Below are 15,252 nucleotides of genomic sequence, written 5' to 3'. Positions count from 1 at the left end.
AAAATTGTGTCAGCCTTTGACAATTAATTGATTAGGAAATATTGATTGTTTCTTGCTTCATTTTTTTGAAAGATAATCTAATTAATTGATAGGCTCCTTTCGAGTCTAAATTTTGGTAATCATCTGGGGATAATTCCATTTTTACAATATTTCTATGTTCTGCTAAAAGCAATAATGAAGGTGGTTTTTGCTTTTGATTAGTTTTATTTTGAATATATTGAACGGCATCTTTGGTCAATTTCATGAAATTGACTTGTTCGTGACTATAAAATACAACACTAGGTTTTTTAAAGCCAACCATGATGATTTCTTCGTTTGGTTGTTTGACTTTAGCCACAACAGCAGATATTTCTCTTAATGGTAATTGGCGTTCGGAATCCATCAAAAACACAGCTGGCATTAAAACTACAACTAAAAATGCTGTAAAACCCAATAAATTTGCAGCGATCGCGCCTGTCCAACGCCGAGTGATTAACATAAATGCTACAATCACACCGCTCAATAGCCAAATGTAACCGCCTATCTCTGTTAATCTAGAATTTTCTAAATTTTGGCGGAAGTTAGGTGCGGCTTGATCACTACCTAATATCCGGGTGATGTTAAACATTGCCACTGACAAGAAAACGAATAAAACCACATTTGCCCAACCACTAGCTTTGAAAAAAGCCAACGGGGATCTAGCCGCAGTAGGTGTTGGCAAATAATCACTCCACAACAACGCCACCAAAATCGCCGCAGCTGGCATTAAGGGTAAAACATAGCTAGGTAGTTTAGTCACAGCTATGGTGAAAAATCCAAAAACGCCAAAAAACCAAATAGCAGCAAATAAACCTAATTGCTGAAAACGTTCTTGGTTACGCCAGAGAGATATCTGCCAAAACTTCAGTTTGGCTAGGGCCGCAGGCAAATAGACTGAATAAGGTGCAAAGCCTAACAGCACGACAATAAAGTAAAAATACCAAGGCGCAGAGTGACCGTTAACTACTTCTGTAAAACGTTCTATATTGTGATAACCAAAAAAGGAATTGATATAATTCCAGCCGTTGCGCCAAATTACTAATACATACCAGGGAACTGATAAAGCCACAACAATCAGTGACCCCATCAAGGGGCGCATTTCCCGCCCGACTTCCCGTAACTTGCCTATATATAGTAAAAAAGCCAGAATAATTAGCCCAGGTAAAACTATTCCTACAGGGCCTTTAGTCAGAATTGCCCCAGCAATTAAGATATAACAAGCTAAATACCATTTGTTGGGGAACAGGGAATAGGCAATAGGGCGTGGGGTTGAAGTTTCCCCATTTTCTTTTTGATCAGCATAACCGAGAAAAAAGCACAACAAGGCAGATGCTATACACCCAGTCAAGAGCATATCCGATACCCCTGTTCTGCCCCAAACAATCATTTCTGGATTCAGTGCTATCATTGCAGATGCTATTGCAGCTGTTAGATAACGACGAGTCGGGCGTTCAACTTGCTCAACGACATCTTGCTGGGCGAGATACCACTGTACAGTGTAAAAAACCAAGCTAATCACTGTCATTGCTGCCAGCGCGGAAGGCAGACGCACCGCCCATTCATTTACGCCAATGATAGAATAAGCGATCGCCTGACACCAATAAATTAAAGCAGGTTTGTCAAATCGAGTTTCGCCGTTGAAAAATGGAGTAATCCAATCACCAGTGACATACATTTGCCGAGATGCTTCAGCAAATAAAGGCTCCGTTTCATCAACTAAACCAATATTTCCTAAATTCCACCCATAGCCCAGCCAACCAATTAGCATTAGCCATAAAATCGATAAAGTTACCGCTAGGGTTGGACGTTGCGCTATCTTGTTGAACCATTGGTCAACAGTGTGGAAATTACTAAATTTCATTTTCATGCTGAAATTTGTGGTCAATAGTTAATGGTCAAGAGTTATGAGTCAATAGTCAACCAATTTGAGATTTTAGACATAGATATTGAGCATAAAACCCAATTGTTTTCATTCCAAATCTCAAATTGGGACAGTCAATAGTTATTAGTCGTTAACTATTGATATTTTGTTCTTTAAACTCTTGAGTTTTGACTATGGACTCAAGACCAATCGCCATTCTTTAGTTTGAGCATTCCAAGTCGGTACAGATGTTTCCCCCACAACATAAGGCCCCCAATAGCGGCGAGAACCATCTTGGGCGAAGGCAACTAAAATATCTCCTTTTTGTAGCTTTAAACTACCGTTGGGCAACGAAAGAAGCATACCGTTAGAGCTGCCTTCTTGGGGCGCAAAATCCCAATGCGCTGGAATATCAATAGAACTCTGGCTGCGGGCCGAGCCTTTGCCGGAAGACTGACGCGCTAGCAAAGCCAAGCGCACAGGCTGATCAGTTTGATTACTCATGCGCAACATTCCTGGCGTTTTGCTATTGCTAGTCCCTTTTTGGCGCTCAAGCAAAATAGACTTAAATTGGCTATTTTCTTCTACTTGAGTTACTGGTATTGTGGTCTGATTCGCAACACGCGTAGAAGTGTTTGTCGCATTTACAATAGGTAATTCTACATTATTCTCTGACTGAGACATATTATTAGTAGAAGCAGCAGAAGATGTTTCAGGATTTGTGGCCTCAAAAGATACGCTCAAATCTAGACATCCTGCTAGAAAGCCAAGTAGCCCCAATGCACAAGCTGTAATCACAGCTTTACGATACACCTGAGATTTCATCTTGATATTGATTAGAAATAAGTATTTGTTTAGTCTTGGCCAAATATTAGCTTATTCTTCGCAATAAGACTTAAAGAAAGTTACCGAATTGCCTACTCTAAGTTCTCGTACAATTAGCTAACAATATGTATCATAAGTATCATTATTTTCGAGAAAATCCATTAAGTGAATAATTACCTCGCCCCTCAACCCCAAAAACCATATATTTAAGATTATGTCGTAGCTTTGTCCTCATTAGCCACATATTGCCAGCAAAATATGATACCGAAACAAAAGTGATCACCGTATAATCACATCTAAATATTTTTTGATTTGACGTATTTTAAACAACCAAATCTCTGTGATGGCAACCTCAAACATATTGGCTAGAAAATATTTATATTTCTTAACATTTTTTACTTAAAATCACCTTAGTTAACAAATATACATTCTATTTAGACTAATTTAATCAGTATAAAATCTGGAAATTTACGTATAATTCACAATAAATTTACGATACTAATCAATTGCTGCCTATGCTGATACCCATCTTCTGAGTAATCAAGTCGGTAATCAAATGAGGTGATATTTATGCAAAACACGCGGATTAATAATTTATTTGATGCTATTTCTAGTAGTTTGGGCAAGTTATTTCTCAATCCTTGGCGGCGATTATCATTATTAATAATGAGTTTTTTATTTGGCTTTTTTTTGGGAACAGCTATTTCTACAACGGCAGGACAAAAGGCTGAATTAGATATTGTTGCAGCTGCATTTTTAGTATTTTTGACAGAGGTAACTAGTAGGATATTTTATAGTCGGGGCTTTTTTGCGAGAAAGGCACTTTGGGTAGAATCGCTCAATATTTTGAAAGTAGGTTTTACCTACAGTTTATTTATTGAAGCCTTCAAACTAGGCTCTTAAAAAAATGATTAACTGGGATTTTTGGGTGATGTAGATGAATGCTTGGCTAAGGGAGATTATAACAGAAGATGTCTCAGCGTCAACTTGGCAGCAAGCACGAGAGGCAGCGTTGGTTGATATTGCCAGAGCAAAGGCTTTGGGGATTACACCTACGAATGTTGATGAAATGATCAAATTGCGATCGCACTTACTTAAATCTCTTTTGCCAGCCTTTAGTCAATTTTGCCAAACTCAGCTGCCTCACGCGAATTTTGCGGAAATGTTAACACTGTTTTGGGATGTGTGGCTTCCTTTAGGGATGAAATTAGCCAGCCATCGCCAACAGCTAAATTGTCCTCTGATTCAAGGAATTTTAGGAGTTCAAGGCACAGGTAAAACCACAATGTGCCAAATTTTATCTTTGATTCTCCAACAGTTAGGATACCGGACTCTGAGTTGGTCGTTGGATGACTTATATAAAACTTACAGCGATCGCTTGGCTTTATCACAACAAGACCCCCGCTTGATTTGGCGGGGGCCACCAGGAACCCATGATGTAGATTTAGGGTTAAATGTACTCAATCAAATTCGCCAAGGAAACACTGCTGTCAGAGTTCCTCGCTTTGATAAATCTCTTCATGCAGGGGCAGGCGATCGCACTCATCCTGAAATTGTTACAAATGTAGATATAGTATTATTTGAAGGCTGGTTTGTCGGTGTGCGACCAATTGACCCTAGTTTATTTGCTCAAGCACCACCACCAATTGTCACAGAATTAGATAAAGCATTTGCCCGTGAGATGAATCGCCAACTGAGTAGTTATCTGCCATTGTGGGAGCGATTAGATAGCTTGATTCTGCTCTATCCCAGAGATTATCGCAGTTCCTTAGAGTGGCGACTGCAAGCAGAACAAAGGATGATTGCGACTGGCAAACCCGGTATGAGCAATGCACAAATTGAAGATTTTGTCAATTATTTTTGGCGCTCGCTCCATCCAGAATTATACCTTCAGCCATTGTTGCGATCGCCGGAAGTAGTAGATTTGGTAATTGAAATTTCTCCTGACCAGACTTTTGGTGCAATTTATAGTCCATAGACCATGAGGACAATCAATCCCTAGGTGTCATATCGTGTCCTGTGAAAGATTTATCATTAAGGGTGCAAGGGGGCAGGGGAGAGGGTTTTGTCGTTTCTGCACAAATTGGTCGAATCACAGGGGTGTACTAATTCAATATCCTGACACCCAATCTCCACAGATAATCTTTGTGCGTAAGTCCTGGATGAGAGATTAAATTTACTCACGCTAATTAACTTTTCTTCCCCTACACCCTACACCCTGCCTCAACCGATAACTTTGTGATCTACTGAATGTGATTGATGTTTCCGAGGGCTGGGTTGTGTCTATAGAACAAAGATATTATGTACCCCAACGGGGAATAGAGAAAGTAGAAGATGATTGCTTTGTAGACTGCTGAAAGCGATCGCGTCCATCAATTTTTGCCTGATATAATGCTCTATCTGCGGCGGCAATCATCTCTTGAAAATCAGAGCCAGGTTGAGGAATATCTGTAGCTACCCCAGCACTGATGGTCACATAACCACTAACTTGAGAATTACTATGGGGAATTGCTAATCTCCTAACGACTGAGCAAATTTTATCTGCCAAAACCATTGCCCCTGACATTTCAGTTTTTGGTAAAATCACGGCAAATTCTTCACCGCCATAACGCGCCACTAAATCGGCTGGACGTTTAACAGTATCTTTGATGGCTTGTGCCACTTTTTGCAAACAGCGATCGCCTGCACGATGGCCATAGGTATCGTTGTAAGATTTAAAATAATCAACATCACAAAGAATCAACGATAAAGGCAATTGATCTCTGGCCATACGTTGCCACTCTTGAGCAAAATACTCTTCAAAGCGTCGGCGACTGGCTACTTGGGTGAGACCATCAATAGTTACCAATCTTTGTAATTCTTGGTTAGCTAGTTCTAATTTATACTGTAGCTGAGATTGTTGAATTAAGCGTTTGACTCGTTGGCGCAATACGGGCCAGTGAATTGGTTTAGTCACATAATCAATTGCACCCACATCAAAGGCATGGTCAACGGATTCTTGATCTTCTAGTCCTGTAATCATTAATATTGGGGTATATTTGCCTTGCTCGAGAGATTGCAATTGCAGACAACACTCAAAACCATCCATACCTGGCATGATGGCATCTAAGAGAACTATATTCGGGTGTAACTGTTGAAATATATTTAACGCTTCTTTGCCATCTTTTGCTTCGGCTATTTGATAGCCTTCTCGCTCTAAGGCGAGTCGCAACTGGGTGCGAATAAACGCCTCATCATCAACAATTAGAACTAGAGATTGGTCTTCTTGAAAAGTTGTTTTCATGCTTCCTCCTCTAGCTCTGTTTGCAGTGCAGTTTTAACTTGCTCATACTCTTGTTGCACTTGGGTGCAGATATCTGCACACTCAATCAGAGTATTATTTTTGCCGTGAATTTCTAACTGCTTGCAAAGTTGTGCTAGATTTATTGCCCCTAAAGAAGCACTACTTGACTTAAGTTTATGAGCTGTCTGCCATAAAGTTTGGGCATCTTGATTGACCACAGATGCCCTAATTTCTTCTACAAGTTTGGGAGCTTCGGCAAGATAACAGAGCATTAATTCTACTAATGCTCGGCGATCGCCTGCTACCATTTGACACAAAGACTGCAAAACTTTCTCATCAATTGTAGAGCCTAAATTTGGCGTTTTGAGTGCTGGCTGATGTCGGTAGAATTTTGGGGTAGGTAATGCTGGGGATAATTGACGCGGGCGACATTTGCTTAATGCTTGGGCTAATTCTGCCATTTGCACTGGTTTGCTAATATAATCATTCATCCCAGCTGCTAAACAAGCTTCGCGATCGCCACGCATAGCGTTAGCCGTAATCGCAATAATATAAGGACGACTGTCCACTGACCATTGCTGACGGATGATGCGACTAGTTTCTAGCCCATCTAGTTCTGGCATATGAATATCCATCAACACTACATCATAAGGTTGATGTTGCAATGCTTGTAGCACTTCTCGACCGTCAACTACGACATCTGCTTTATATCCAATTTTTTGCAACATCAATAGTGCAACTTTTTGATTGACAATAGTATCTTCGGCTAAGAGAATCCGCAACGGCATTTTTTTTGCCAATTTGGCAGCAACTTCTCCAGTATCAGAGCGAGAAATTTGCGTCGGGTTTTGCTGTTCCAGCCAAGTGTGGGTTAAGACATAATGGAGTTGAGACTGTTTAATTGGTTTAGTCAAACAGGCTGTAATCTCCACATTGCCAAAGTCTTTACTTATTTCTGGTTGATTTACAGAAGTCAACAGTACTAAAGGTAAATTTTGACAATGAGGCTGCTGGCGAATTTCTCGGGCTAGGGTTAAACCGTCCATATACGGCATTTGCATATCCAGAATGGCAACATCAAATTCCATTCCTTGCTCAATCATGGCTAAAGCTGTTGCGCCTGAATGAGCGATATATGTTTGCATTTGCCAAGGTTGGACTTGCAAACTGAGAATTTTACTGTTGGTGGGATTATCATCGACAATTAGCATTCGCTTCCCTGCCAACTTTGCCAATAAAGGCGAAGTTTCTCGCATCATCGCGTTAGCGACAACTTCAGCCTGAATAGTGAAGTAAAAAGTGGAACCTAAATCTGAGCCAATTGAGGTAACTTGCTGACTATTTTGCCACTCTTGAGCGGGATGGCCACCAATACAGCCACGACTTTCCACCCAGAGAGTGCCATTCATCATTTCACTTAAGCGTTTACTAATGACTAACCCTAACCCAGTACCCCCATAAAGTCTGGTCATGGAAGCATCCGCTTGACTAAATGGCTGAAATAGCCTTGTCATTTTTTCTGGAGCAATCCCAATACCTGTATCTTGGATACTAAAGAGAATTGTGCAGTTGCTAGTGCCATTTTGCGATTCTAGTTGATTGGCATAAACAGATAAGACAACTTCTCCTTCGGAGGTAAATTTAATTGCATTGTTGAGCAAGTTCATCAACACTTGGCGCAGGCGGGTGAGATCGCCAATAATCTGTGTTGGCACTTGGGGATGAATTAGATAAATCAGTTCAATTTGTTTTTGGGCGGCTTTTGGTGCTAAAAGATCGATAACTTGCTCGATGCAAGCTTTTAAATCAAAAGGTGTTGCTTCTAGTTCCAGCCGTCCCGATTCAATTTTGGAGAAGTCTAGAATGTCGTTAATAATGGTCAGTAAGGCATCGCCACTGGTGTGAACTGTTTCCACAAAGTCTCGTTGTTGCGGAGTCAAGTCTGTGTCTAATAGCAGTTCTGTCATCCCAATTACGGCATTCATGGGGGTGCGAATTTCATGGCTCATCATGGCCAAAAATTCACTTTTGGCACGGTTAGCTGTTTCTGCTTGGCGTTTTGCCTGCTCTAGCGCAAAGTTTTTTAAGGTGAGTTCTTCTCGTTGGCGAGTTTCTTGTTCTAGTAAGTGAGCTTGAGCTAAGGCGATACCGAGTTGGGCGGCGACTGCTTCGACTAATTCAATTTCTGCTGCTGTCCATTGGCGAAAATAACTGCATTGATGTAAGCCAATTGCACCGTTGGGTTCTCCTTGATAAGAGGTGCGGATGGCTAACATGGATTTTAAGCCAAGGCTGCGACAAATATCTTGGGCGGCTTGTAGTAAAGGATCGGCGTAAACATCTGGTGAGGATATCGCTTTATCCTCTGTCATCATTTGCTGGGCATGGGGATTACCTGAGACAGGGACTTCCAAGAGTAGCTCGCAACTGTACATAGGGAAGTTATTATACTGTGCTACTAAAGGAATTTGCGGTTGGGCATTGTTGACATAGGAGTGAATGAGACAGCGATCTACTTGAAAAGCTTGCCCGATTTGAATTGCTGCGGTTTCAAAAATTTGTTTGCTATTGAGGCTTTGACGAAGGTGTTGCGTAATTTGCTTTAATAGTAGTGTTTGATGCAGCTGTCTTTGCAAGGCTTGTTGGGCTAATACCCGTTCTGTAATGTCGTGATGAAAACTGACGCTGGCAATCGGCTGACCTTGCTCGTTATGCAGCAAGATGACAGTTGTTTCACACATCCCTTCACTGCCATCTTTCCGTCTAAAATGAGTTTCTCCTGACCTTCGTCCTTTTTGCTGAATCTCCTGTAAAATCTTGGGTGTAAGTAGATTTTCGGGTTCAGATTTATATAAAATACTCGGCGTTTTGCCGATTATTTCTGCTTTGGTATAGCCAAACATCCACTCGGCTGCACCATTCCAATCAATAATTTTGCCGTTTAAGTCTGCGATCATCACGCCATCATACATATTTTCAAAGATGAGAGCTTGTCGATGCAGAGCTAATTCTGCTTGTTTGCGATCGCTAATATCTACGCAGGAACCAATAAATCCTGCAAAGCTGCCATCTACATTAAACCTTGGTACGCCAGTTTCTAAAATCCAGCGATACTCCCCATCTGCACGTTGCAATCGATACTCTACATCAAATGGTTGTTGTGTGGCAAATGCCTGAAGATAGATATTTTGATAATGTAGCCAATCTTCACAATGTACCCCTTCTGCCCAACCACTACCTAATTCTTGGGCTAATTTCCGTCCTGTGAAGTTGAGCCATGTTTGATTGAAAAAGGTGTACTGCCCATTGGGGTCAGATATCCATAAAAGCACAGGGGCGCTATCTGCCATTGTCCGAAACCGCCCTTCGCTTTCTTTTAAGGCTTCTTCCATTTGTTTGCGGTCGGTAATATCGGTATGGGAGCCGACCATGCGTAATAAATTCCCTGCTTCATCCCACAGTGCTTGTCCCCGATCTAAAATCCACTTATAGCTGCCGTCTTTACACTGCATCCGAAATTCGTGAATGTAGTATGGGGTTTGCTTGCGAAAGTGATTTTGGATGATTTGAATTACCCCTTCTAGGTCATCTGGATGAACGCGGGTGAGAAATTCATCTAAATCGTGGAGAATTTCATGGTCTTCATAGCCTAACATTTCCTTCCAACGGGCAGAAAAAAAGATATCGTTGGTTTTGAGATTCCAGTCCCAAATGCCATCATTGTTGCCTTTAAGGGCTAGTTGCCAACGTTCTTCTTTTTCTCTTAATGCGGCTTCGGCGGCAGCGCGATCGCTAATGTCGTTATGAATACCAATAAAATGGGTGAGCCTGCCGTTTTCATCATGAATTGGAGAAATGCTTAATTCATTCCAAAACAAGCTGCCATCTTTGCGATAGTTCCGCAACACTAGTTGGCAACTTTTCCCAACTTTCAGTGATGTTTGCAGTTGGGCAATTGCTGGCTGAAGGTGATCTTCACCCAACAAAAAACCACAGTTATTACCGATGATTTCTCTGGCACTGTAACCTGTAATGACTTCCAAGGCGGAGTTAACATAAATAATTGGCTGATTGGGCAATCTGGCATCAATGATCATAATGCCATTACTGGCAGCAGCGAGCGCCCGTTCCTGCAATCGCAATGTTTCTTCGACTAGTTTCAAGTCGGTAATATCAAACATGAATCCCCTTAATAATCTAGGGGCGCCAGCTTCTTTGACGACATTGACAATATCTCGCAACCACACAACCCGGCCGTCAGCGGCTAACATTCGGTATTCTAGTTCATGGTTTTCGCCTTTAGCTGAGGCTTCTTGGCAAATCTTGATGGCCTGGTCGCGGTCGTGGGGATGTAGATGATTCAGCCAAAAATTTTCTTGATACCATTGTTCTAAAGGATAATCTAGTAAGACTTCTGCTTGGGGGCCGACATAGGTAAATCGCCAAGTTTTGGCATTCATTTCCCAAGGAATAACTTTGACTGTTTCTAGTAATTCTCGCAACCAAGTTTCACTGGCACGCAAAGCACTTTCGGTATTTTTTTGCTCTTTTATCCGTTGTGCTAGTTCTTGGTTGATTGCTGCTATGTGCTGATTTCTTAATTCTGTACCTTGAATTAAATGAATCGATAAGGTAAATGTGGTAGAAACAATTAGCCCGAAGATTAAGACCACATTCGGTAAAGGCGATCGCAATTTGTCCAGTAATTCTGTAGTGGGAAAAACCTGAACTTGCCAATTGATATCTGATAAGGTAACGTTAACTTCACCATACCAAGGTATTAGCTGTGGTAACAGTTTTTCTGGGCCATAGATTAACCTGCCACCTTCAAAAATTCTGACTTGATAATCTTGTGGCCAATTGATCGCCGAATTTAATAATATTTTTAGCTGAAAAACTCCGCTAATAAATCCATCAAACTGCTCTCCTATCCACAGTGGGACATAAGCTAAAAATCCTGGCTCATCTTGGGTAAGTTTAATTGCATGGCTGACAGTTGTTTGCCGAAGATTGCGCCTACTTTCTAGATAAACTCTTAGCTGGGGTTTGTGGTTAAGTTCCAGATTTTGGAAAGCGGCGTTTTCAGTTTCTGGTACAGTCCATCTGACTTTTAATGATGAATCAACCCATTCAATAGCTTGATATCCACCTAAATCTTTTATATAGTCTATTGCCTGCGATCGCCATTCATCTTCTTTTAGCCCACCATGCCTTTGCCAGTGTTTTCCCATCCGCTCTAAAGCCAAAATCCGCGTTTGCATTTGAGCGGTTAATTCTGTTTTAATAGCGAGTGCTTGCTGTTGAATCAGTTGTTTAATATCTGCTTGATCTTCAATTAGTAGTCTTTGCCAAAGTATAAGTACCGCAACTAAAATTAAAATTCCCACTAATAATGGCAGCAACTCGCGTTTGCTGAAAAGTTTCTTTGCTTGGAATTGATGATATCTGTGCTGCCTAACCACTTATTCATCCTCTAGCACTTTCAGCATTTGTTTTAATGATTTTCTCTTGTTAATTATTTAAAATCATAATTAATTTTACAACCTGCGGATTTGTTTTAATTAAAATTAATTTTTACTAGCTTGGATGAATTACTGAAAATTTAATAATATTTTTATGTTGAAACCTGTCTTGTTTTTCATCAGAAATTAAAACATCTCATCCATAATCAAATATTTGTTTAAATTATTTTGCATTTCTTAATGATTGATTTCGCTAATTATTAGATGATATCTTCTGTTGTCCATAAAATCAAGCATGTATTATGCTGTTAACCAGATATTTACTGGAATATCTGCTTGCCTTAACTTTAATATAGCAATCCTATTTGGTTAGGTTAAATATTATTTTTAGAGATAGAAAAAACAACAAATCCAGCAATATGATTTGCTTGATCAAGCATTAGTGAGGCTAGATAATAATTAGATGTTCAGGATTTCAGGGATCAGGGAGCGAGAAACAAGGGAGAAATTTGCAGTTTTTATGACTATGAATCCGGTGCAATTTAAATGAAGATTAGGTACAGATTAATTATCCCTACACCTAACCTTTGTGTGTCAGTCGTAATTATGGATGTTTGATGAGGTAGCTACCACCAATTTGAGTAATGATTACCATAAGTTGATGTCCGAAAATTTTCTCAATCAACCATGCCAAAATTCCCAAAAAATACAACTCCTAACTTCGAGATTGAATTGCTTGAATTAAATGAGTAAAAGGTTGCCAATTATCTGATTCAACAATTGGTTCCCAAATTGATTCTATGATGGGTCGCAGGATTACTGTTGGCGGATTATGCTGAGACAATGTTTGGGCGATCGCCTCCATTTTATCTAAATCAAAATGATTTAAGATTTGATGGTAGAGTATGCACCAACTATCAAAAATTGCTGAAGTATCGGCGGTTGGTACAATTTCTGAATTGTTGAGTACACAGGCTGGGTCATCTCGCCATTTAAGAGAAAAAGTCCGAGCCATTTCAAAGAAAAATAGATGATAACCAACTTGACTTTCTTTGAGGAATTTTATGGTTAATTCTAAAAGTTCATCAGCTTCGGGATGATTCAACTCTTCAAAACCTAATTTTTTCAACATTAAACGGCGATATTCTGCACCATAATAATTATTAAAGCTGGCTAATCCCGCTTGCATATCAGCTATGTCAATAATTGCCTTTAATGGTTCTTGCAGCATTTCTAAATTCCATTGGCAAATACTGGGTTGATGACCGTAACAATAGCGTTTGTAATAATCGAAATATGCCGCCGTAAAATAGGGATCGTAAGTTGGGATAAAAGCATAAGGGCCATAGTCAAAACTTTCCCCAGTAATCGACATATTGTCAGTATTCAGCACACCATGACAAAAACCGGCGGCCATCCACTGTGCTACTAATTCAGCAACTCGCTGGACTAACTCTGCATAAAATAAGGCATATTTATCTGTTTGGTTGACTAAGTGGTGATAGTAATATTCAATTACATGGTCTAAGAGCTTTTGAGTTAAATCAGGACGCTGTAAATAATGAAACCGCTCAAACGTACCGAAGCGAATGTGAGAACTACTCATTCTCACCATAACAGAGGAACGGGTGGGGGAAGGTTCATCACCACGCCACAAAGATAAACCAGTTTCAATCATGCTCAGACAGCGTGAGGTACGAACTCCCATTTGGTGCAGTGCTTCGGCGGCTAAAACTTCCCGCACCCCGCCTTTGAGTGTCAGCATTCCGTCGCCACCACGAGAGTAAGGTGTTCTACCAGAACCTTTAGTCCCGAAATCATATAATTCGCCGTTATTAGCGCGGACTTGACCATAGAGAAAACCTCTACCATCACCTAGTTGCGGGTTATAGGTTCCAAATTGATAACCGTGATAGCGCAGTGCTAATAAAGGTTTGCGTCCTTGAAATTTGCCAAAAGCGGTAATAAAGTCCTCATCAGTTACATCTGGAGGATTTAGACCTAAATCAGATAACAGTGCATCATTCCGCCAGCGCAAAATATGTTGGGGAAATTCCTCTGCTGCTACTTCGTCGTAGTAATCACCACCCAAAGATTCTAAGGCTGGTTCGTAGTTGAGGGTGAGCAAAGGATTAAGAGAATTTTCTTGGTTGGGAGTTTCAGCCAGAGTCATTACGCGCCAAGTTAAAAGGATTATTCTCTTCATCCTACCTCTAGCTTGAAAGTGCTGAGTGCTAAGTGCTGTTAGCGGTAGCGGGGCGTTTAGCCCGTGCTGAGTAAAAATGCTAGTCCCACTTTCAGGCGATGAAACTTGTTTCATTGGAACTAGCTTAAAAGTGCTGAGTGCTGAGTAAAAATCCGGCGTTGCATAAATGCGGGATGAATTGAGATGTTTAACAAAAATAAAATATTGATTCTTCGCGCCTTTGCGCGGCAGTCGCTTCAAGTCGGCAGAGCCGCCCAACGCGCTGCCTTGCCTTTGCGCGAAACAAAAAACATCCCACTAATCAGCAATGCCAAAAATCCTAGTAGCCAATTCTTTCATGTTTGGTTGTGAGATTTTCTCATGAGTTGCTGACATCAGCAGAGGGTGTTATCTCGTTGCTTTGAGAACTGCATAAAGACCAAAATGATCGGATGGATAGATTTTCTCTGCTGTATCTGGGACTGGTTCACAAGCGAATAAGTCAATTGAGTGCGGTTGCCAATCATGGTTTTGACTTTTTAGTAAAATGCGATCGAGTCTCAGGGGTATTCCTTGTAAACTCATCAATGCTGCTAAGGCGTTGCGTTGGGGGTCAAAGGTGTAACCTGGTGTCTGGGGGTTAAGTTGCTGCCAAATATCAATATATTCAGCACTGGTTAATATCTCTTCTTGTTCGTTACCGCGTGTATTGAAGTCACCAGCTATTAAGCTACTTCCTGGTAGGGTTTGGAGATATGCAAGTATGGTGGTTAACTGATGATGGCGTTTTTCAAGGGCATTTTGAGAGCGATCGCTTGTTAAATGCACGACGGCAATATGCAATAATTGATTATTAATCTCACAACTGCCTACTAATACCCGCTTGCGTCCCCAAAATTGATGCTCAACTAGTTTAAAAGGCAGACGCGATAATAATAAATTACCGTAAGGTCGCACTGTTACGGCTGCGCTGGATTCGGAAATATAGTAGTTGCGTACCCACGTTTGTGATAAAAGTAACTCTAATAAATTTGGTGTCGCTTCTTGAATAGCGATAATGTCAGCGTTACATTGACGTAACTCCTCAACAATTGCTGGTAATCTTTTTTCGGTGGCGATTTTATCTTTTTCGTAGAGGTCACAAAGAACGTTAAAGCTGGCAATTGTTAAAGTTTCTAACTTGACTGCGGTAGCTTTTTGTGTATTTGGTTGCCAACCAGGGATAGTGTATTGATAAACAGGTAGGGGCTTGAATATTGGCTTGGCTGATTTTGACATCTGTGCTTTTTGGTGATTATCTATAGGCTGAAAGTAATCATGAGCATCAGTAATTATCAATTATTTCTAGTAAATTTTAGTTTGCAAACAAAATATATGTTTTAGACAATAGTACGCATAGGTAATTATTGATGATTGATGGCATAAATTAAGTTTTTTCTGCTTAATCATTATGTAAAGTTAATTGTTATCATCAATAACCCCCCATACATTGCCATTATTCGTTGACTTTGCCGCTCATAATAAATTTTTACTTATATGATCAATCTAAGATTTATTTAAGAATAATGGTTTGGAAGTTAACAAATTTGACATTAAAACATGTAAACTAAGTTTCAAC

Annotated in this window: 9 protein-coding genes; 3 read left to right on the top strand and 6 right to left on the bottom strand. The window is 40.4% G+C overall.

All coding sequences use genetic code 11. The features are described 5' to 3' along the window. Positions 1–31: 31 nt before the first annotated feature. Positions 32–1,885 carry a glycosyltransferase family 39 protein gene (locus tag H6G69_RS02705; RefSeq protein ID WP_190681306.1) on the bottom strand — a complete coding sequence of 618 codons (1,854 nt, stop codon included), beginning with the start codon at positions 1,883–1,885 and terminating at the stop codon, positions 32–34. A 186-nt stretch (positions 1,886–2,071) separates the two neighbouring features. Next, positions 2,072–2,704, bottom strand: a complete 633-nt coding sequence (locus H6G69_RS02700; RefSeq protein WP_190681304.1) for a hypothetical protein — start codon at positions 2,702–2,704, stop codon at positions 2,072–2,074. 570 nt (positions 2,705–3,274) lie between these two features. Here H6G69_RS02700 and H6G69_RS02695 point away from each other — a divergent pair. Together H6G69_RS02695 and H6G69_RS02690 are read left to right on the top strand one after the other, a co-directional pair. After that, positions 3,275–3,607: a DUF565 domain-containing protein gene (locus H6G69_RS02695; protein WP_190681302.1), complete on the top strand. Its 333-nt coding sequence runs from the start codon at positions 3,275–3,277 to the stop codon at positions 3,605–3,607. 34 nt (positions 3,608–3,641) lie between these two features. Beyond that, positions 3,642–4,682 carry a glycerate kinase gene (locus H6G69_RS02690; RefSeq protein WP_190681301.1) on the top strand — a complete coding sequence of 347 codons (1,041 nt, stop codon included), beginning with the start codon at positions 3,642–3,644 and terminating at the stop codon, positions 4,680–4,682. A gap of 321 nt (positions 4,683–5,003) precedes the next feature. Here the strand turns inward: H6G69_RS02690 and H6G69_RS02685 are convergent, their stop codons facing one another. The 3 genes from H6G69_RS02685 to H6G69_RS02675 form a co-directional block, all read right to left on the bottom strand. After that, positions 5,004–5,987, bottom strand: a complete 984-nt coding sequence (locus H6G69_RS02685; protein WP_190681299.1) for a PleD family two-component system response regulator — start codon at positions 5,985–5,987, stop codon at positions 5,004–5,006. Next, positions 5,984–11,389 (bottom strand): PAS domain S-box protein, encoded by a 5,406-nt coding sequence (locus tag H6G69_RS02680; protein ID WP_242071959.1) that lies wholly within the window; start codon positions 11,387–11,389, stop codon positions 5,984–5,986. Before H6G69_RS02680 ends, H6G69_RS02685 begins: the two co-directional genes overlap by 4 nt. Before the next feature lie 775 nt (positions 11,390–12,164). Beyond that, positions 12,165–13,622, bottom strand: coding sequence for a YdiU family protein (locus H6G69_RS02675; protein WP_190682007.1), 1,458 nt, complete (start codon positions 13,620–13,622; stop codon positions 12,165–12,167). Positions 13,623–13,838: 216 nt separating this feature from the next. On the opposite strand from H6G69_RS02675, the gene H6G69_RS02670 reads away from it, so the two are divergent. Further along, the gene (locus tag H6G69_RS02670; RefSeq protein WP_190681297.1) at positions 13,839–14,006 is read left to right on the top strand and encodes a hypothetical protein; all 168 of its coding nucleotides are present in this window, start codon (positions 13,839–13,841) and stop codon (positions 14,004–14,006) included. Between the two features lie 36 nt (positions 14,007–14,042). Here H6G69_RS02670 and H6G69_RS02665 read toward each other — a convergent pair whose 3' ends face one another. Continuing rightward, positions 14,043–14,912 (bottom strand): endonuclease/exonuclease/phosphatase family protein, encoded by an 870-nt coding sequence (locus tag H6G69_RS02665; protein ID WP_190681295.1) that lies wholly within the window; start codon positions 14,910–14,912, stop codon positions 14,043–14,045. Between the last annotated feature and the right edge of the window lie 340 nt (positions 14,913–15,252).

Source organism: Nostoc sp. FACHB-110 (genome assembly GCF_014697425.1).
Lineage (GTDB): Bacteria > Cyanobacteriota > Cyanobacteriia > Cyanobacteriales > Nostocaceae > Nostoc_B.
This window is presented reverse-complemented; position numbering and strand designations above follow the sequence as displayed.

Bases quoted from the DNA above. Each gene is read 5' to 3' on its own strand.
- H6G69_RS02705 (WP_190681306.1), bottom strand. From the start codon at position 1,885: ATGAAAATGAAATTTAGTAATTTCCACACTGTTGACCAATGGTTCAAC.
- H6G69_RS02665 (WP_190681295.1), bottom strand. From the start codon at position 14,912: ATGTCAAAATCAGCCAAGCCAATATTCAAGCCCCTACCTGTTTATCAA.
- H6G69_RS02695 (WP_190681302.1), top strand. From the start codon at position 3,275: ATGCAAAACACGCGGATTAATAATTTATTTGATGCTATTTCTAGTAGT.
- H6G69_RS02690 (WP_190681301.1), top strand. From the start codon at position 3,642: ATGAATGCTTGGCTAAGGGAGATTATAACAGAAGATGTCTCAGCGTCA.
- H6G69_RS02670 (WP_190681297.1), top strand. From the start codon at position 13,839: ATGTTTAACAAAAATAAAATATTGATTCTTCGCGCCTTTGCGCGGCAG.
- H6G69_RS02675 (WP_190682007.1), bottom strand. From the start codon at position 13,622: ATGACTCTGGCTGAAACTCCCAACCAAGAAAATTCTCTTAATCCTTTG.
- H6G69_RS02700 (WP_190681304.1), bottom strand. From the start codon at position 2,704: ATGAAATCTCAGGTGTATCGTAAAGCTGTGATTACAGCTTGTGCATTG.
- H6G69_RS02685 (WP_190681299.1), bottom strand. From the start codon at position 5,987: ATGAAAACAACTTTTCAAGAAGACCAATCTCTAGTTCTAATTGTTGAT.